Below are 19,501 nucleotides of genomic sequence, written 5' to 3' on the forward strand. Positions count from 1 at the left end.
GGCAGAAAACTTGTCTCCACAAAGAATATATTACTATACTAAATGAAGCAAAGAATATAGTACTATACCGAAGTTAAGAGCAGAACTCTATTTGTCTTCAAAACGTTTGACAATGCGAGAAAGTTCCGCCTTTTCATCTATGCTAACGCGGGTGGGCGCTCCGCTGACAATTCGTTCATAATTACGGAAAGAATCTTTAATATTAGGCCCGTCAGCCGTAATATTGTACTCCCGAATCCCCTTATCGTGCCACGAACCCCGCATTTTGAAAACGTTAATTGCCCGCGACATTTCTCCATGAATTTCTACGTACTGCAACATGATAATTGTATCAGTAATCGTGGAAATATGAGAATCAGTAATTGAATGTGACCCCATGAACTGGTCACTTGTATTGGTAAAGAAGCCAGTAATTTCTTCTTGTTTAGCATATCCTGTCACCCCGATAACAAACTGCCGAAAAGCATTATTACTAACGCCTCTAGCCATTGCTGAAAGGGAATCAATAGCAATCCGGGCTGGTTTAAAATCGGCAATCTCTGATTTAATAATTTGTAAGTGATCTTCTAATCCCGTTGATTCGGGATATGTACAAATTATTTTTAGTAATCCTTGGTCTTCTAATTCTTCAAAGTCAATTCCCCAGGAATAAGCATTGCGAGACAGTTGAGCGCGGGATTCTTCGTAAGCAAATAATATGGCTCGCTCACCGCCAACACAACCATCTTGAATGAATTTGCTGACTAACAGAGTTTTACCAGTACCAGTAGCCCCTGTGGCTAAAATAATTGAATCTTTAAAGAAACCACCACCACACATTTCATCCAGGGTTTTGACTCCTGAAGATACGCGGACATTTGAAGATCTTTGTGTTAAACGCATTGCGCCTAAAGGAAAAATGTTGACTCCTGCGTTGGTGATTGTAAATGGATATTCACCCTTCATGTGAGTCGTACCGCGCAATTTGAGAATTTCTAGTGTGCGTCGGCGGCGTTCTCCTTCTAAGACGTTGCGAACAATTACCACATTGTCAGAGACAAATTCTTCTACACCAAAAGATGCTACTGGCCCATATTCTTCACCACGCTCAGTTGTAATTATAGTGGTGACACTCAGTTGTTTGAGACGTGCTACCAATCGAAATATTTCCCGCCGCACTACTCCCACAGCTTCATATTGCTGGAATACTGCTGTGATGGAATCTATGGAAACACGGTTAGCTTTGTATTTGCGAATCGCATATTGTAAGCGCTCAATTAAAGCCGAAAGGTCAAAATTCCCAACAATATCTTGACCTTCAGGATCAGGTGATGCGTCGAGAATAAATAGTTTTCCTTCTTCAATTAGTCGTGGCAAATTCCATCCAAAAATATGGGCATTTTTTATGATATCGCTTGGTGATTCCTCAAAGGTTACAAATACTCCTGGTTCATCAAAGTAGGTGATGCCATTATAAAGAAATTGGAGAGATAATAAAGTTTTTCCTGTACCAGACGTGCCACTGACTAAGGTTGTTCTACCAACTGGTAAACCGCCATGACTAATGTCGTCAAAGCCCTCGATCATTGTGCGAATTTTCTCTACACCCCCAATTGGTGGATTTGGTTTTTTTTGTTGCTCTTTGTCACTCATTGCTGATCACATCATGGTATTTAAACTGTTTTTTAAAATTACTAAAGCTTTGATTATGTTCAGTAATATCTTACTCTTCCCAGTCTTCTTCACTTAATTCTTCATAGAGTAAGTCTAATCCTATCAATACTCTTTCTCTATCGGAAAGATCACCGATAATTTTGCGGACAGGGGGGGGTAATATTTTAGATAATGTTGGTGTGGCGAGTATTTTGTCTTCTTCGGCTAGTTGTGGGTTTTTGAGGACATCTATTACTTTTAAAGCATAAACACCTTGAAACTCCTGTTCTAGTATATTTTTAAGTGTGTTTAATGCCCGTACGGAGTTGGGTGTGTTCCCAGCTACATAAAGCTTGAGAACATAAGTTTTTCCGATTTTATTCATAAATTTATAGACTAGGTATGAGTATAGAAATACAAAATATGCGGACGCATTTGCCTGAATTGACTGCAGATGCCAGTTATAATTAGCTCCATTCAGTTCATTTTAGAAACCGAACATCTATATGCTTCACACAGATTTGCCAAAATATCTATCAAGGTTAGTCGGTAATCTAGTAATGTTTCATCACTTCTTCCTTCTAACCTTAGTTGCTTGGAAAATTCGTCAATGAGTTCCATGTGCATTTCTATAATTCTTGGCACAGGAATATTAGCATAAAATAAGGCGTTGATAAATTTATCAATTATTATCTTTAGATTTTTGTCTGTGGTAAAGTAATTTATCAAAATGACGCGGTAATCTGATTTAAGTTTTTCTAATATTTCCTGCTTTTCGGCAGGACTCATTTCCTGAAACCATTGTTGATTACACGCTAAGACATAACTATATTTCTGACTGTGTGCCAATTGTGCATTTATGTTTAACTGTCTAATTTTTTGTAAAGAGGAAATTTTCACAGGGGTAATAACTGCCAGTGGCCATGCAAACAATTGAGTAATAATACTCTCTAGGAAATTCCATAACTGCTCAATTAAACTTTGATGACTATACAGAGGATCATAATTATCTAAATATTTTTTAACATCAGATCGCCAAATCAATAATATAGGTAATATCATTTATTGTTTATATATTTTCTTTGAGATGAGCGCTTCGACTATGGTGTCTGGGCTAATTTATTCGGGTAAAAGCTTTTAAGTAAAACCTGGTTAAAGAGCGCCTTATGTCAACAAATATTGAAGAATTGCTACTTTATCACCTATCTAAATGGGGTGAATGGTATAACTTAACTAAGTAGCTGATGAAGGGTTGAGCAGAAAGGATGGAGTAGCTAATTTCCTGATATGAGTTATGTATATCTATCTGAATGTAGATTTTTTCATTTCACTCCTTGATAAGATACATAAACGAACTTAAAGTATTGTCGCATTCTAAATCATTATAATTCCTCAAGGTTCTAAAGCGAATCTTTGGAGCGATAATTGTTTTAGCTGTAACTATAGATGAGGAGATTAAATACCAGTATTTGACTGGTAAAAATGGCCGCTCTGCCAACAGGGTGAGCAGTGGGAAGTATGGAGGCTCTGGAAACTGTGGGAGGCAAGCGATTGTCTGTCAGAGCCAGTTTAGTTGCTTCATTTAAATTTGAATTGTAACCAGAGACGCTTATATGAGTCTTCTTGAAGGATATTGCTTCAGGTATGAAAACCATCAGCACTTTGGCAGATGTTGAAGCCAGAGGCGACGACAGGAAGAATGACCCCCTAAGCCTTATGTTAATGCTACATTACCCGCTTTATGACTTTCTAGCAACCGTACCCAGCTGCCCAGAAACGAGTACTCTGGCAGTGGTGCTGGAGATTTTGGAGAAGGAGCAGTGCGATCGCCTGGTAGTGGTGAATCAACAACAATGCCCAATCGGATTGTTGTACTCTGCTAGTTTAATCCCGAAATTATTGGCAGCCGCCAGTGGTGAAACGTTTTTAAATCTACAACAGCCGATATCTACGTTGAATTCTAGTCTGATTTCGCCAATACAGACAATACCAGCTTCTGAACGGCTAGAAAAATTTAGTTTGGTTTTGCCATGCCAACAAAACCAAAAAAATAGAAATTTAGATTGGGTGTTAATCGACGCAGAGGGGAAGTTTTTGGGGCTGCTAGATAGCCCTAGATTACTACGTTTTTTGGCTAAAGAGAAAGCAGTAATTGTTGCGGGTATTCCTGCAACTCAGACAAAAAATCATCCTGGAGCAAAGACTCGTCGCTACAAGCAAAATCAACATCAGTCACGTAGACAAAATCCTTTAGTGCAGTTGCTGGAAAGACTACCTTGGCCGTTGATGTTACAAACGAGTAATGGCGAAGTGGTAACACAAAATCCAGCTTGGTGGCAACAATTGGGAGTTTTCAAAGATCTCGAAGGCATCAGGCAAGAAGTAGAAACTATCCTTGCTCCTATTCATGTTAAAAAGCCAGAAAAAAGTCAAGAATACGTCAATCAAAAAGCGATGAAAGTTTACCCCAATAATGGTAGAGGGGGTGACAACGCAGAGCCAAACATATTGATGAAACGGCATCTTAGAAGTGAAGGCATGAATTCAACAGATTCATCTTCAACTTTGCCTATCATGCAGGAGCCAGAAATATCTGCAAACTCTACATCTAGTCGCTGCTTTTTAGATACTCAACTGGGTACTTGTACTTGTGTTGTCGAAGTGCAGAATGGTCAGGAGCGAATTTGGCAGTTTACTAAAATCCCTTTAGATAGTCCTGAGTTGAAGGTTTTGAGTGCTGATTCGGAAGTGACGCTCAGAAGTGAAAATTCAGAAATTCGTCATAATGAGTTGTGGTTAGTTTTAGCAACTGATGTAACCGAACAACAACAACTTTTTAAAGAACTGGCAGCTAAGAATGCCGATTTGATTCAACTAAATCGGTTGAAGGATGAGTTTTTAGCTTGTATTAGTCATGAATTGAAAACACCACTAACAGCCGTTTTGGGTTTATCACGGTTACTAGTTGATCAACAATTAGGAGAATTGAACGAGCGACAAGCCCGTTATGCCAGCTTAATTCATCAAAGTGGACGACATTTGATGAGTGTAGTTAATGATATTTTAGATTTAACGCGGATGGAAACTGGACAGATGGAACTAAATCCGTCTCCAGTGCAAATTAGAGAAGTGTGCGATCGCGCTTTATCAGAAATAAAAACACATCACAATCAACCAAGCAAAGTCATCCCATCTTCTGCATCCGAAAGTCAGAATTCACCAGATCACCAATTTAGCCTCACCATTGAACCAGGTTTAGAACAGATAGTCGCAGATGAATTGCGATTGCGGCAAATGCTGGTACACTTACTTTCCAACGCCTTTAAATTCACCGAAACCTCTGGAGAAATAGGACTGCGGGTGAATCGCTGGGAAGGATGGATTGCATTTACAGTCTGGGATACAGGCATTGGCATTCCTGAACACCAACAACATTTAATCTTTCAAAAATTCCAACAACTAGAAAATCCCCTTACGCGTCAGTTTGAAGGAACTGGTTTGGGACTAGTATTAACAAGGGCGTTAGCTCGTCTACATGGTGGAGATGTCAGCTTTTTATCTCGTGAAGGCAACGGTAGCCAGTTCACATTACTCTTACCACCTTGCCCTCCTAAAACCACCTTTGCCGAATCAGAAGGGGGAAATTCCGAATCACATCAACCAACTTCCTCCCAACGCTTAGTGCTAGTCGTCGAGGCAGTAGCTCGATATATTGAAGACCTCACCCAACATCTCAAAGGCTTAGGTTATCGGGTAGTAATTGCTCGGTCAGGGACAGAAGCATTAGAAAAAGCTCGTCGCTTACAACCAATAACTATATTTTTGAATCCCTTGTTACCCCTGCTATCAGGTTGGGATGTGCTGACTTTACTAAAATCTGATAGTGCAACTCGTCATATTCCGGTGATTGTCACCGCTACGGGAGCAGAAAAAGAACAGGCATTTGCTCACCGAGCTGATAATTTCTTGAGTTTACCAGTAGAGCATCAAGCTTTAGTACCCATTTTAGAAAAATTATGTGCAGCACCAGAAGTTGAGCAGATAGGTTTAGAAAATCCCGAAATCGCAACTACAAAAACTCCGCTGCGGATTCTCAGGTTGGTAAATCCAGAATTAGAATCTGTCAATCCCCAACCCTCCCTGCGAGAACATCGAGTTATTGAAGTAGATGACTTAGATCAAGCAGAACTTTTAGCACGGGTGTGGCAGTTTGATGTAATTTTACTAGATGTAGAAAGTTCCACAGCCCAAAATTATCTCCAACAGTTGACTAACCACCCCCGATTAGCAGCTATCCCGCTAGTAACTTGCGATGTTGCGACTACTTTGACAGCTTCCAAAATACCTGGATTATCAGTGTTTCCTTACTTAACTCCATTAGGGAAGGAAAGTGCCAGTCCCAAAACCAAACCAGATGCTTTATTGTCAGTACTACAAATTGCTTCTGCTATTGGCTGTCCCCCCAATATCTTGGTAGTTGATGTGACTATGTTGCGCGATTTACCACAGGTAAGAGGTAAGCCGTTTAAGGGTTATCAGGGAGAAAAAAATTCTGCTTTGAAAGACAATAAGCAATCTACTGAAAGCGGCAGCGCTACGATATCGCTGAAAAATGAGTATAGTCATAATGATTCCTCAATGAATACTGAACGAGGATCTGAATGGTTCCAAGCTTTAATTCAGTACTTACAAACCGCTGGCTTGAAAGCAGTTATGGGTAACTGCTGGGCAGAAGTGTTACAACAACTTCGTCATCAGAGTGTTGATTTACTACTAATTTGTTTGGGTGAGTCTGCTATTCACAAAGAAATACAAAAAGCATTAACAACCTTGTCTGATTTACCGTTTAATTTGCCGCCAATTTTAGTATTAGACAAAACATTAAATCAAGTAACATATCCAGAAATAGCGACACAGAAAAACAATGGATATCAGTCTAGAGAAAATTATGAAGTTAGTGAATTAGAACAGCTTCCCGGCAATATTGCTACCCAGATTTTACCTCGTTCTATCTCAATGGAAGATTTATTAAATCAAATTAATCAGGCTTTAGTCAAAGGTAATAGGTAATAGGTAATTGGTAATTGGTAATTGGTAATTGGTAATTGGTAATTAAGAAACTTTTCAATGTTAAATCCAAAATCCAAAATTCTTCTACCTCCTGACTCCTGACTCCTGACTCCGAACTCCGAACTCCGAACTCCGAACTCCGAACTCCGAACTCCGAACTCCGAACTCCTGACTCCTAATTATGAAATATCCAGGTTATTTTTTTTAATTTTCTGCAAGGGAATACGAATGAGATTATAAGCACCTTTAGTGGCTATATTCTTGTAATCGTCTGGTTGAAAGTTCATTTCAACCAACTTTTTATGTTCAGTCAGAAGTAGTAGTGATGGTGGTTTGACTTTTGCGGAGGCTTGATTTTGAATATAGTCTAGAGCCTCTTTGGAAAACTTCAAGTAATTAACAGTAGTTTGAGAGTAGAAAGTCACTGTAGGCTTTTTGAACCCGACCATGACTAATTCTTCATTGGGTTGTTTTTCTTGGACAGCGATCGCAGATAATTCTCTTAAAGGTAACTGACGCTGTTGATCCATTATAAACAAAGTGGGCATTAACACCACTGATAAAAATGCCACAAACCCTATGAAATTAATTGCAATGATGGGACGTGGATGATAACTCAATATCAAAGCAGCAATAACAATCGCACCAACAAGCCAAATTATCCCTCCCAAATTTGTTAACCCCAAATTTTCAATCTTTTGGTATAAATTGGGTGCAGCAGGATCAGTACCTACTAACTTAGATAGGTTAAATAGTCCTATTGATAATGTTGATAAAAAGGCCACATTTACCCAGCTACTAATATTGAAAGATTTCAGAGGTTTGGGAATTTGGGGATTTGGAAAAAGGTCACTCCAAAACAATGCTACCAGAATCGCTGCTGCTGGCATTAGAGGTAATAGATAGCTGGGGAGTTTAGTGACAGCGATGCTGAAAAAGCCGAATATACCCAGAAACCAGAAACCAGCAAATAAACCCAATTGTTGAGAACGTTCTTGATCTAGCCAGTGCCTTCTCTGCAAAAATTTTAACCTGGTTAGGGATGCAGGTATAAAAACTGAGTATGGTGCAAAGCCTAATAACACCACTAAAAAGTAAAAATACCAAGGGGCTGAGTGACCGTTAACGACTTCTGTAAAGCGTTCTATATTGTGATAACCAAAAAAGGCATTAATAAAATTCCAGCCATTGCGCCAAGTCACCAAGACATACCAGGGAGCAGATAAAGCAAAGACTATGCCCATGCCCAAAATCGGCCGCATTTCTCGCCACAGTTCCCAGAATTTACCCAAATATAGGGCAAAGGCAATCATGATTAGTCCAGGTAAAACAATTCCCACTGGCCCCTTAGTCAAAATTGCTCCAGCAATTAGTACATAACAAGCTAGATACCATTTATTGGGGAAGGGGGAAGGGGAAGAGTTTTGAGCGTATCCCAGAAAAAAGCATAACAGCGCTGAGGCTATACAACCGGTGAGTAACATATCAGAAACACCGACTCTAGCCCAAACAATCATTTCGGGATTAAATGCCATTAAAGCCGATGCCACAGCGGCTGTTAAATAACGACGAGTAGGATTTGCAACTTGCTCTAATTGATCTTTTTGAGCAAAATGCCATTGGACAACGTAAAATGCCAAAGCAGTTACAGCCGTTGCAGCTAGTGCAGAAGGGATACGGGCGGCCCATTCATTCACCCCCATCATAGAATATGCGATCGCTTGACACCAATAAATTAACGCCGGTTTGTCAAAACGAGTTTCACCATTGAAAAATGGGGTAATCCAATCACCTGTAACTAGCATTTGTCGGGAAGCTTCCGCAAAAAGTGGCTCAGTTTCATCAATCAAGCCAATATTGCCCAAATTCCAACCAAAAGCTATCCAGTTAATCAACAGCAACCATACAATCGAAATAGTCACAGCAAGGGCTGGACGCTGTTCTATCTTATTAAACCATTGGTCAACAGGGCTGGTAACGCTCAATTTTAGCCTCATAAATCCATACTTATAGACACGGTGAGTCGCATCTTTCTCATCCACAATAATTCAAAAGTCGTTCTTCCGTTCAATTTTGTTCTCTGAGGTGGCATTTTATCGAACAGGAGTCAGGAGTCAGGAGTCAGAATGAATCTTGTCCGACTGGCGAATAAATAAATGGGTTTAAGAACCCCAAATTGAAAATTTTGTGGTCTACCCATATTCAGATTTAACTACTCCTCTGTAACGAATTCATAAGCATGAGCTTTTGCTAGTCTAAGTAAATGTTCAAGCACCATATATTGATTCCCCATTATGGAGTTAGTTCCAATTGCCATTCTTTGGCTTGGGAATTCCATTGTGGTGAGGGAGTTTCGCCAACAACATAAGGCCCCCAATAGCTGCGGGAACCATCTTGAGCAAAAGCTACTAAAATATCTCCTGTTTCTAGTTTTAAATTACCTTCTGGGAGAGATAAAATTAAACCCTTTTGACTACCTTCTTGGGGAGCAAAATCCCAATGAGCCGGAACATTATATTGAGTTTTGTTGTTGGAGGATTTTTTGTCTGTTGACTTGTGCGCTAATAGGGCTAGACGTACAGGTTGATTTGTTTGATTGCTCATTCGCAAACTACCTGAGACTTTGCTTTTATTAGCGGAGCTTATCTGATACGCTAATACATCAGGTGAATTTTCTGCACTGGGTTTTTCTTGCTGGCTGGGAGTGGTTTTGATATTGTCTGCACCAGCAGATATAACTTTTTCAGAACCTAGAGGTGCGGGTATTGTTCGCTGTAATGTAGATGTTTCTTCTGGGGATAGATTTGGGTTAGTAGGCTCAAAGGATACACTCATTCCCAAGCATCCAGCTAGGATTCCTAGTAGCCCAAATGCACAAGATATAACAGCAAAGTTACGATACATGGAAGTTTTCATAATGATACTTTTTAGAGATAATATTTTTTAGGCTTGATCCTTCTCAGTTCCCAGTTGAGAGTTTTATCATTTGGTTTTAAGTTAATGTTGCTTGAATAGATAAATTTTCTGAATGTAACTGTATTGATTTATAATGCTGTTAAATCAGTTTAATTAAACCTAATCTGGAATTTATACCTTCAGTATGGGAATATTTAAACATTTTTTGATTTTTTCCCACAGTCCTATCAATGCAAAATACTCGTCTTAACAACCTGTTAGATACTATTGCTAGACTCTTGGGGCAATGGTTTGTTAATCCTTGGCGGCGATTATCGCTTCTGGTAATTAATTTTTTATTTGGGTTCTTTTTGGGATCGGCAGTGTCTACTACCACTGGACAAAAAGCGGAATTAGATATTGTGGTAGCTGCTGTTTTAGTTCTATTGACGGAGATTACTAGTAGAATATTTTACAGTCGCACTTTTTTTGCTAAACAGGCACTTTGGGTAGAAGCACTGAATTTTTTAAAGGTTGGTTTCATCTATAGTCTATTTTTGGAAGCCTTTAAGCTAGGTTCTTGATTTTTTAGAGGGGTGCTAGTTATGCTCAGTGAGTGGCTGAATGAAATTTTGATCACAGGTGCTACAAATGCGTCTTGGCAAGTTTTAGCACAAAGGGAAGCACTGGCAAATACTGAGAGGACAAAGGTTTTTGATATCACTCAGGCGAATGTATCTCAAGTCATCCAAGAGCGATCGCACCTACTATCCTTAGTGTTACCTTCTTTTAGGCAATTTTGCCAAAACACCCTGCAAATGCCGCCGCAGAGAATGTTACAAGTATTGTGGGATTTGTGGCTACCTTTGGGGATCAAAATAGCATCAAGTCGTCAAGAGTTGGGTAGACCCTTCGTTCAGGGGATTTTAGGTGGACAAGGAACTGGTAAAACCACCATGTCGCAGATTCTCAGCTTGATTCTCCAGCAGTTGGGATATCGTACTTTGAGCTTATCTTTGGATGACTTGTACAAAACTTATAGCGATCGCCTGGCTTTAACGCAGCAATACCCCCGTCTGATTTGGCGTGGTCCACCAGGAACTCACGATATCGACTTAGGTTTAAGTTTACTCGATCAGATTCGTCAAGGCAAGAATCCTGTGAGCGTTCCCCGCTTTGATAAATCAGCTTACTCTGGTTCAGGCGATCGCACAACCCCAGAAATTGTTTCCAATGTAGATATTGTCTTATTTGAAGGTTGGTTTGTCGGTGTAACACCAATTGATCCAGCAGCTTTTACCAATCCACCACCACCCATCATTACAGATGATGACCGGGCTTTTGCTGCTGATATGAACCATCAACTCAGTAATTATCTCCCACTTTGGCAGCATTTAGATAGTTTAATACTTCTATATCCCACTGATTATCGCTATTCTTTAGAATGGCGTAAACAAGCAGAAAAACAAATGATTACTGCTGGCAAATCTGGTATGACTAATGCACAAATAGAAGAATTTGTTAATTATTTTTGGCTCTCATTACACCCAGAATTATTCATCGAACCATTGCTTAAATCTCATCTTATCGATTTAGTTATCGAACTCCTTTCTGATCATTCTTTTGGAAATATATATAATTTAAAGTAAAAATGTAGGAATCAAAATGCTTATAAAATCAAGAATACAAAAAAGTGATATTTTCTCAAAATTGTCAAATTTTATTCAAAACAATCGATTCTCATAATTTATGTATTCTCTATTCTGAATAATTACATTTTAAATTAATCGAATCGAACAATAATTCACACACTTAAAAAATAAATATGAATCACACCTATTTTGAAATCCCGAAAACACTCGACTTGAGTAATTATGAAAAAGAGCCAATTCATAATTCTGGATACATTCAACCCCATGGTGTAATCTTTGCTTTACAAGAACCAAATTTTAAAATTGTACAAGTTAGTGAAAACACCATTGATTTTTTTGGTATTCCCGCAGCATCTTTACTTAATACATATTTAAACAGTCTATTATCTCCAGAACAAATACAATTAATTACTAATGTTTTACAAAAAGATCAACTACCCTGCATACAATTATTAAAAATAACAACTCAACCCCAAGCAACTTCCGCAGTCTATTTAGGCATACTTCATCGCTATGCTGATGGCTTAATTCTGGAAATAGAACCTCATTCATTTCCTCAATTTCATCCCTTATTAGAATATACCCACGGTTTAGAAAAAGCCATATTTAACATTTGTCAAGCCCCCCATTTATCTGCTCTATCTCAAATTATTGCTCAAGAAGTTAGAAAGATAACTCAGTTTGACCGAGTGATGATATATAAATTTGAAGCAGACTATAGTGGAGTCGTTATTGCCGAAGATAAGCAAAGTCATTTAGAAAGTTATTTAGGATTACATTATCCAGCTTTTGACATTCCTCTATCAGCCAGAATACTTTATTATAAAAATTGGCTGCGATTAATACCAGATGTCAATTATCAACCAGTAAAAATTATTTCCAGCACTCATGAATCCCTTGATTTAAGTAATTCAATTTTAAGAAGTATGTCATCATGCCATATAGAGTACTTGCAGAACATGGGCATTACTGCTTCTATGTCAATTTCAATAATTAACGAAAATAGGCTTTGGGGTTTAATTTCTTGTCATCATTATTCCCCCAAATATATTAATTATGAAATTCGCAAAAATTGTGAGATTATTGGACAATTTGCCTCTATTGAATTAATTAATCAACGGGAACGTTCATTAAATTTCTACCGTCAACAAGTCAAATTAATTCAGGAACAGCTAAATCATAATTTAACCAATGAATTAAATTACATTACCAACATTTTTAAGCGTAATGAATCAAATTTATTAAGTTTACTTAGAGCTACTGGTGCTGCGGTTTTATTACAAGGAAAATTAATCTTCATCGGTAATACTCCCTCCGCACAAGATACTCAAAAGCTAGTAGACTGGATACTAAATCAAAACAATCAACAAGAGATTTTTTACACAGATTCTCTGTCACAACTATATCCAGATGCTACTAATTTTCAAGATACAGCTAGTGGTATTTTAGCGGTTTCAATAGTTCTCCATCACAGGTCTTATCACATCCTTTGGTTCAGACCAGAGCAAGTGCAAATCGTAAATTGGGCAGGTAATCCTAACCAGGCAATATCTGTTAACTCAGATAATAAAAAGTACCTCACACCACGCAAATCCTTTGAACTATGGAAACAAACAGTTAAAGACAAATCACTTCCTTGGGAAGCATTTGAAATTGAAGTAGCACAAGAAATGAGAAATAGTCTCATGCTTGCCGCACTAGAGTTTTCCCAACTAGCATTACAACAAGCCGCTGAACAGGCAGAAATTGCTAACCGCGCTAAAAGTCAATTCCTGGCCAAAATGAGCCATGAATTACGAACTCCTCTCAATGCTATCTTGGGTTTTACTCAAATATTAACCCGCAATAGCTCATTATCTGAAGAAGACAGAGAAAATTTAGAAATTATTAGTCGAAGTGGAGAACATTTACTAGCTTTAATTAATGATGTTTTGGAAATGTCTAAAATTGAAGCTGGTCAACTTACCCTCAACGAAAGCTATTTTGACTTACATCGTCTAATTTACTCCATTCAAGAAATGTTTGCCCTCAAAGCTGCGGATAAGGGATTGAATTTAATTACTGAATTTAGTACAGAAGTGAGCCAATATGTTTTTGGTGATGAGGGTAAGCTCAGACAAATACTCATTAATCTCATGGCTAATGCTATCAAATTTACCATTTCTGGCTATGTTGCCATCAGGGTATCCTATCCTCAAGATTTTGTATCTTTAGCAGTAGAAATAGGGAAAGTAACTGTTGAATTTAAAGTTGAAGATACAGGAGGAGGTATTGCTGTTGAAGACCAGGAATTAATTTTTGAAGCTTTTTTACAGGCTAAAGATGGAAGACAGTTTATGCAGGGTACTGGACTAGGACTAGCAATTAGCCGTCAATTTGCTAGACATATGAAAGGTGATGTAAGAGTTGAGAGTATCTTAGGACAAGGTACAAATTTTATTTGTCGCGTTCAACTTAGTCTAACTGATAACATTGATGTTGTTCCTCCCATCCAAAATATCAAGCGAGTAATCGCTCTAGAACCAGGACAGCCTCAATATAAAATCTTAATTGTTGAGGATATTCTAGAAAATCGACAGCTAATTGTCAAACTACTCAAATATGTCGGCTTTGATGTCTGTGCAGTAGAAAATGGCTTAGAAGCAATTGAAATTTACAAAGAATGGGAACCAGATCTGATCTGGATGGATATCCAAATGCCTGTGATGAATGGATATGAAGCAACTAAGAAAATTCGTGCTATGGCTCAGGGCAAAAAATTGATGATTATTGCTCTGACTGCTAGTGCATTTGAAGAAGACAAAAAAGCTATTTTACAAGTAGGTTGTGATGATATTGTTGCCAAACCTTTTGAAGAAAATATTCTTTTTGAAAAAATGGCACAATATTTAAATTTACGCTACATTTATGCGGATAGTAATCACCGAACACCATCGCATATAGATAATCATAATTCTAAACAATTAACCGCAACAGATTTAAAATTTATGCCTCATGATTGGATTACACAAGTTCATGAAGCAGCCTTGGTAATTGACGATACTCAACTCCATGAATTGTTCAAACAAATTCCTGCTCAATATCAATTAATAAGTGATAAGTTAAAAAATTTAGTTGATAATTTCCACATAGAAACAATTATTAATATCACTTCTTATAAGTAAAGTGTAATCATGTATTTAAACAGATGCTATGACGCTTGTAGTCTAATTCTGATTGTTGATGATAACCCAGACAATCTCCGCTTGCTATCTAAAATGTTAGAGTCAAAAGGATTTAAAGTAAAAAAAACAGTTAGTGGTCAAGTGGCAATTCAAGCAGCGAAAATAGAACCTCCTGATTTGATTTTGCTAGATATTAATATGCCTGATATCAATGGTTATGAAGTTTGTCGGCAATTAAAATCCCAACCAGAAACAGCAAATATTCCTATAATTTTCATTAGCGCTTTAGATCAAACTACAGATAAAATTATGGCTTTTGAAATTGGTGGAGTAGACTACATTACAAAACCTTTTCAAGAATTAGAAGTTTTAGCAAGGGTTAAAAATCAATTAATTATTTACCAACAACATCGGCAACTTATTGTTCAAAATCAACAATTACAGGCAGAAATCAAGGAACGTCAACGAATTGAAGAAGCTTTATTAGCAGTTAATCACCAGTTACAACTTTTTGCTATTTTAGATGGATTAACAGGGGTTGCCAATCGCAGAAAATTTGATGAATATTTAAATTTAGAATGGCAACGACTATCTCGTGAAAATTTGCCTCTATCTTTATTATTATGTGATGTAGATTTTTTTAAAAATTATAACGATACTTATGGTCATTTAAGCGGCGATTATTGTTTACAGCAAATAGCTAAAACATTGAAATCATCGGTTAAATATCCGACTGATTTACTAGCTCGTTATGGGGGAGAAGAATTTGCAGTAATTCTCTCAAATACAAATTTTCAAGAGGCTGTAGGTGTAGCCGAAGAAATCCGACAAGAGGTATATAATCTCAAGATTCCCCATGCTCAATCTAGAGTTGATAAGTTTGTAACTGTCAGTATTGGAGTTACCACTATTTTTCCTAATATAGAAACTATACCAAATACTTTAATAGAGATTGTTGATCAAGCACTCTACACTGCTAAAGCACAGGGAAGAAACAGAATTATAGCTAAAAGTGTCAGGTGAGATCATGTTGATTATACTGTTCATATCCGTTAGATTCAGTAATTGGTAATCATTCTAAATTTTGATATGATATCTTATATAAATTCATGAAATCGCGCTTAATTACGTTACACAAAGCATATATTGATTAGTAACTTAATAATTGTACAAATTTAATCAGTAAAAGTATTCATTCCGCAGCTCATACCATAAAACTATCTCAGACTCTTGCTATATCGAGTTTTTTCACTTACCTAAAAAAAATGCAACACTAACTTGCTGAATGTAAAAATAGAGTCTATACTAAACATAGTAAATAAACTTGTAAAGCTTATTAAGCACAGATCAGTAACCCTGGTCTAAAGACACTGAGTATCTCTATGAAGATGTACGGTTTTTCTGGTTATAGTCCCAATTTTCACCTGTGAATGAGATATTTTCAATATTCAGGGCTAGATAACAAAAACCAGATGCTTTCTACTCCGCTATTCATTCTTTGACTCTTTTGACTGATTGTTAAAACAGGGCTATCTATCGTTGTCAGCAATTTAGTGTTGGTAATACTGCTGAATCAGAAGGAGGTCTTTGCACTGAAATGGTGCAACATCTCGCCGTAATTATCGGCTGTATCTCATCTGTGCCAGTGAGCATACCTTCATAAAATGAGAGTGTTGACACATTTCATGTAGAGAAAATTGTTGCTTTACTTCTCCTTGATAAAAGTAGGTATGTCTATGTTTTTTAATCAATCATGTCAGAGTTATAATTTTATTTTGATTATTGATAATGATCCAAATAATCAATGTACTCTATCTAATATTTTACAATTAAATGGAATAAAAGTCAAAAAGACTATAAGTGGTAAAACATCTATACAAGTTGCTAAACAAGAACTTCCTGACTTGATTTTACTTGATATAAATACACCTGAAATCAATGGATATGAAGTTTATCAGCAATTAAAAACTCAGATAGAAACTGCCAATATTCCCATAATATTTATTAGTACTCCAGAGCAAACTCTAGCAAAAATCATGTCATTTAATATTGGACGAGTAGACTACACAGAAAAAAATTTTCAAGAATCAGAAGTTTTAGCACCCATAAAAAATAAATCATTATTTTGGCAACAGAACCAGGGAATGATTAACCAAAATCAAGGACTATGGCAAGAAAGCTGGGAATCTCGAAAAACTAAACAAATTATAAAAGCAGAGACTTTAGTAGATGAATTAACAGGAATTGCTAATCGGAGGAAATTTGATGAATATTTTAATCTTGAATGGCGACGACTTTGCCGCAAAAATTTACCTCTATCTTTACTATTATGTAATGTAGACTTTTTCAAAAGCTACAATAATACTTATGGTTATTTATCAGGAGATAGTTGTTTACAACAAATAGCTAAAACAATTAAATTATCGGTGAAGCGTTCAACTGATTTATTAGCTCGTTATCAGGAAGAAAAGTTCGCTATAATTCTCTCAAATACAGAATTTGGAGGCGCTGTTTATTTAGCAGAGTTAATCCGCAAGGAAGTATATAATCTCAAAATTCCCCATACGCAATCTAAAATTGATGAATTCATCACATTAAGTATAGGTTTAGCAACTATATTACCTAAGCAAAACGTACTTCCAAATACATTCATTGAGATGGTTGAAAAGGCACTTGATGAAGCTAAAATTCATGGTGGAGACCTAATTATAGCTCGAAAAATAATATGATCAAGACAGAGATCAGGGATTTCCAAATAAAAAATATCCCATCGTTGTGAAGGCAGAGGAGCAGGGGGAGAAAAAGTAATTTTGATGCCAGAAATTGAATAATTTATTTTTTGGAGTTCCCTAATCTCTAGTCTCCAGGCAATTTTAAATATGGATTAATGGCTATTTTAGACTTGGAATTGCTCAACTAAATTATAAAAAGGTTGCCAATTATCTTCTTGCATGATTGGTTCCCAAATTGATTCAATTACAGGTCTTAGCAAGGTGGATGCGGGATTATATTTAGCTAGAGTTTTGGCAGTATTTTCCATTTGATTGGGATCAAACTGATTGAGAATTTGATGATAAAGTACGCACCAATTATCAAAAATTGGGGATGATCCCAAGGTAGGAACGATTTCTGAAGTATTCATCACAAATGCAGGTTCATCTCGCCACTTGCTCGAAAAAGTAAAGGCCATATCTGAGAAAAACTGATGATAACTAATTTGACTTTCTTGTAAAAAGGTAATTGTTAATGCTAAGAGTTCGTCAGCTTGAGCAAATTTGCAATTTTCAAAACCCAACTTCTTCAACATTAAAGTCCGATATTCTGCCTGATAATATTCTGCAAATCTAGCTAAACTAGTTTGCAAGTCAACGATATCAATTACTGCTTTTAAAGGTTCTTGCAGCATTTCTAAATTCAAGTGACAAATACTAGGTTGTTGTCCGTAACAATAGCGTCTATAATAATCGAAATATGCAGCGGTAAAGTGGAGATCATAAGTAGGAATAAAGGCATAAGGCCCATAGTCAAAACTCTCTCCCGTAATCGACATATTGTCAGTATTCAAAACTCCATGACAAAAGCCAGCAGCCATCCACTGTGCTACTAGTTCTGCTACTCGCTGCACTAGTTCGGCATAAAATAGGGCATATTTATCATTTTCAGCATTTAGATGTTGGTAATAAGTTTCTATTACATGATCTAGTAGTTTTTTAGTTAAGTCAGGACGCTTTAAATAGTGCAGTCGTTCAAAAGTTCCAAACCGGATATGAGATTTACTCATCCGTATCATGACAGATGAGCGAGTAGGGGAAGGTTCATCTCCACGCCAAAGACCTAAACCTGTTTCAATCATACTCAGACAGCGGGAGGTTCTCACACCCAAGCGTTGTAGTAATTCAGCTGCTAGAACTTCTCTGACTCCACCTTTGAGGGTGAGCATTCCGTCCCCACCACGAGAGTAGGGTGTTGTTCCAGATCCTTTTGTGCCAAGGTCGTATAATTCGCCATCAGTGCCGCGTATTTGTCCATAAAGAAAGCCTCTACCGTCACCCAAGCGCGAGTTATATTCACCAAATTGATAACCGTGATAACGCAGTGCTAATAAGGGTTTACGCCCTTCAAATTTGCCAAAAGCGCTAATAAAATCTTCGTCTGTAACTGCTTGAGGATCAAGTCCTAAACGGGGTAGTAGTGCATTATTGCGCCAACGCAGAATATGTTGAGGAAATTCTGCTGCTGCAACTTCGTCATAATAGTCATCACCTAGAGATTCTAAGGCGCTTTCGTAGTTAAGGGTGAGAAAAGGATTAATGGAATTTGTGTGATTTGCAGTTTTAGGCGGTGTCATTATGAGCAAATTTAAACTGATCTTATCTTAATATTACATCTGCAATAATTCGTAATTCGTAATTCGTAATTCGTAATTAATTATTTCTGCATTCTGCCTTTTGACTCCTTAGCTATGGTTTCCAGTTAGGATTAGTCAAGCTGGTGAGAATATGATCTTCCCATTGACCGTTAATCAATAAATAGTCTCTAGCATATCCTTCTATGACAAAACCAAGTCTTTTTAGCACGTTACCACTACGGCGATTGTGTGGCATATAATTGGCCATGATGCGGTGAAACTTTAACTCTTGAAATACATATTCAGTTGCGGCTTTTAAAGCTTCTGTCATGTAGCCATAACCTTGTGCATTTTCCGCTAGATTATATCCAACATTACAAAAACTGGCGGCTCCCCGCACAAAACTGGTAAAGTTGATAAGACCAATAATTTTCTCTGGGTTATTTTGGGGATAAATAAATAGTTTTAATGAGTAATCATTAATAAATTCTATCTGATCTTTGTCTATCTGATCTTGCCAATATTCTGCTGTAAAAAAACCATCAATCCAAACTGGTGAAAATGGGGTAAGATAGTTTTTATTAATAGTAAAATAGTTAAGAATTTGAGGAATATCTTCTAAAATCGCTACTTGTAATAATAGGCGATCGCTTGTAATTAATGGCAGGTCTAAATGCATATACTATAAATTAGTAAATCTGTGTATTTTAGTAATATCTTGAAGAAGTTGTAAATTTATT

At 37.1% G+C, this 19,501-nt stretch carries 13 protein-coding genes; 6 read left to right on the forward strand and 7 right to left on the reverse strand.

What is annotated here, in order from left to right; translation table 11 throughout:
* Window positions 1-87: 87 nt before the first annotated feature.
* From kaiC to ACOWPH_RS10705, 3 genes are all read right to left on the reverse strand, one after another.
* Window positions 88-1,632, reverse strand: coding sequence for a circadian clock protein KaiC (kaiC, locus tag ACOWPH_RS10695; RefSeq protein ID WP_015215369.1), 1,545 nt, complete (start codon window positions 1,630-1,632; stop codon window positions 88-90).
* A 70-nt stretch (window positions 1,633-1,702) separates the two neighbouring features.
* Window positions 1,703-2,017 carry a circadian clock protein KaiB gene (gene kaiB / locus ACOWPH_RS10700; RefSeq protein ID WP_015215370.1) on the reverse strand — a complete coding sequence of 105 codons (315 nt, stop codon included), beginning with the start codon at window positions 2,015-2,017 and terminating at the stop codon, window positions 1,703-1,705.
* 92 nt (window positions 2,018-2,109) lie between these two features.
* Entirely contained in the window at window positions 2,110-2,694 is a 585-nt protein-coding gene (locus ACOWPH_RS10705) for a KaiA family protein (protein ID WP_015215371.1), read from the reverse strand.
* A 654-nt stretch (window positions 2,695-3,348) separates the two neighbouring features.
* Here ACOWPH_RS10705 and ACOWPH_RS10710 point away from each other — a divergent pair.
* A complete protein-coding gene (locus ACOWPH_RS10710) occupies window positions 3,349-6,702 on the forward strand; it encodes an ATP-binding protein (RefSeq protein WP_042466041.1) in 3,354 nt (1,117 codons plus the stop codon).
* A gap of 179 nt (window positions 6,703-6,881) precedes the next feature.
* Here the strand turns inward: ACOWPH_RS10710 and ACOWPH_RS10715 are convergent, their stop codons facing one another.
* A complete protein-coding gene (locus tag ACOWPH_RS10715; RefSeq protein ID WP_042465110.1) occupies window positions 6,882-8,699 on the reverse strand; it encodes an ArnT family glycosyltransferase in 1,818 nt (605 codons plus the stop codon).
* Window positions 8,700-8,994: 295 nt separating this feature from the next.
* Entirely contained in the window at window positions 8,995-9,618 is a 624-nt protein-coding gene (locus tag ACOWPH_RS10720; protein ID WP_042465112.1) for a hypothetical protein, read from the reverse strand.
* A gap of 230 nt (window positions 9,619-9,848) precedes the next feature.
* Between ACOWPH_RS10720 and ACOWPH_RS10725 the strand changes: the two genes are divergently transcribed.
* The 5 genes from ACOWPH_RS10725 to ACOWPH_RS10745 all read left to right on the forward strand — a co-directional run bounded on the left by ACOWPH_RS10725 (window position 9,849) and on the right by ACOWPH_RS10745 (window position 17,142).
* The gene (locus ACOWPH_RS10725; protein ID WP_015215375.1) at window positions 9,849-10,181 is read left to right on the forward strand and encodes a DUF565 domain-containing protein; all 333 of its coding nucleotides are present in this window, start codon (window positions 9,849-9,851) and stop codon (window positions 10,179-10,181) included.
* 21 nt (window positions 10,182-10,202) lie between these two features.
* On the forward strand, window positions 10,203-11,246 hold the full coding sequence (locus ACOWPH_RS10730; RefSeq protein ID WP_015215376.1) for a glycerate kinase: 1,044 nt from the start codon (window positions 10,203-10,205) through the stop codon (window positions 11,244-11,246).
* 176 nt (window positions 11,247-11,422) lie between these two features.
* Window positions 11,423-14,413, forward strand: coding sequence for a response regulator (locus ACOWPH_RS10735; protein ID WP_015215377.1), 2,991 nt, complete (start codon window positions 11,423-11,425; stop codon window positions 14,411-14,413).
* A gap of 9 nt (window positions 14,414-14,422) precedes the next feature.
* A complete protein-coding gene (locus ACOWPH_RS10740) occupies window positions 14,423-15,436 on the forward strand; it encodes a diguanylate cyclase domain-containing protein (RefSeq protein WP_015215378.1) in 1,014 nt (337 codons plus the stop codon).
* Between the two features lie 713 nt (window positions 15,437-16,149).
* Window positions 16,150-17,142 (forward strand): diguanylate cyclase domain-containing protein, encoded by a 993-nt coding sequence (locus ACOWPH_RS10745; RefSeq protein ID WP_015215379.1) that lies wholly within the window; start codon window positions 16,150-16,152, stop codon window positions 17,140-17,142.
* A 167-nt stretch (window positions 17,143-17,309) separates the two neighbouring features.
* On the opposite strand, the gene ACOWPH_RS10750 is transcribed toward ACOWPH_RS10745, so the two are convergent.
* Both ACOWPH_RS10750 and ACOWPH_RS10755 read right to left on the reverse strand, forming a co-directional pair.
* Window positions 17,310-18,761, reverse strand: coding sequence for a protein adenylyltransferase SelO (locus ACOWPH_RS10750; protein WP_015215380.1), 1,452 nt, complete (start codon window positions 18,759-18,761; stop codon window positions 17,310-17,312).
* 112 nt (window positions 18,762-18,873) lie between these two features.
* Window positions 18,874-19,440: a GNAT family N-acetyltransferase gene (locus tag ACOWPH_RS10755; RefSeq protein WP_015215381.1), complete on the reverse strand. Its 567-nt coding sequence runs from the start codon at window positions 19,438-19,440 to the stop codon at window positions 18,874-18,876.
* Between the last annotated feature and the right edge of the window lie 61 nt (window positions 19,441-19,501).

It is taken from the genome of Anabaena sp. PCC 7938, from assembly GCF_049315035.1.
Lineage (GTDB): Bacteria > Cyanobacteriota > Cyanobacteriia > Cyanobacteriales > Nostocaceae > Anabaena > Anabaena cylindrica.

Bases quoted from the DNA above. Each gene is read 5' to 3' on its own strand.
- kaiC (WP_015215369.1), bottom strand. From the start codon at position 1,632: ATGAGTGACAAAGAGCAACAAAAAAAACCAAATCCACCAATTGGGGGT.
- ACOWPH_RS10745 (WP_015215379.1), top strand. From the start codon at position 16,150: ATGTTTTTTAATCAATCATGTCAGAGTTATAATTTTATTTTGATTATT.
- ACOWPH_RS10725 (WP_015215375.1), top strand. From the start codon at position 9,849: ATGCAAAATACTCGTCTTAACAACCTGTTAGATACTATTGCTAGACTC.
- kaiB (WP_015215370.1), bottom strand. From the start codon at position 2,017: ATGAATAAAATCGGAAAAACTTATGTTCTCAAGCTTTATGTAGCTGGG.
- ACOWPH_RS10755 (WP_015215381.1), bottom strand. From the start codon at position 19,440: ATGCATTTAGACCTGCCATTAATTACAAGCGATCGCCTATTATTACAA.
- ACOWPH_RS10735 (WP_015215377.1), top strand. From the start codon at position 11,423: ATGAATCACACCTATTTTGAAATCCCGAAAACACTCGACTTGAGTAAT.
- ACOWPH_RS10720 (WP_042465112.1), bottom strand. From the start codon at position 9,618: ATGAAAACTTCCATGTATCGTAACTTTGCTGTTATATCTTGTGCATTT.
- ACOWPH_RS10715 (WP_042465110.1), bottom strand. From the start codon at position 8,699: ATGAGGCTAAAATTGAGCGTTACCAGCCCTGTTGACCAATGGTTTAAT.
- ACOWPH_RS10730 (WP_015215376.1), top strand. From the start codon at position 10,203: ATGCTCAGTGAGTGGCTGAATGAAATTTTGATCACAGGTGCTACAAAT.
- ACOWPH_RS10710 (WP_042466041.1), top strand. From the start codon at position 3,349: ATGTTAATGCTACATTACCCGCTTTATGACTTTCTAGCAACCGTACCC.
- ACOWPH_RS10705 (WP_015215371.1), bottom strand. From the start codon at position 2,694: ATGATATTACCTATATTATTGATTTGGCGATCTGATGTTAAAAAATAT.
- ACOWPH_RS10740 (WP_015215378.1), top strand. From the start codon at position 14,423: ATGTATTTAAACAGATGCTATGACGCTTGTAGTCTAATTCTGATTGTT.
- ACOWPH_RS10750 (WP_015215380.1), bottom strand. From the start codon at position 18,761: ATGACACCGCCTAAAACTGCAAATCACACAAATTCCATTAATCCTTTT.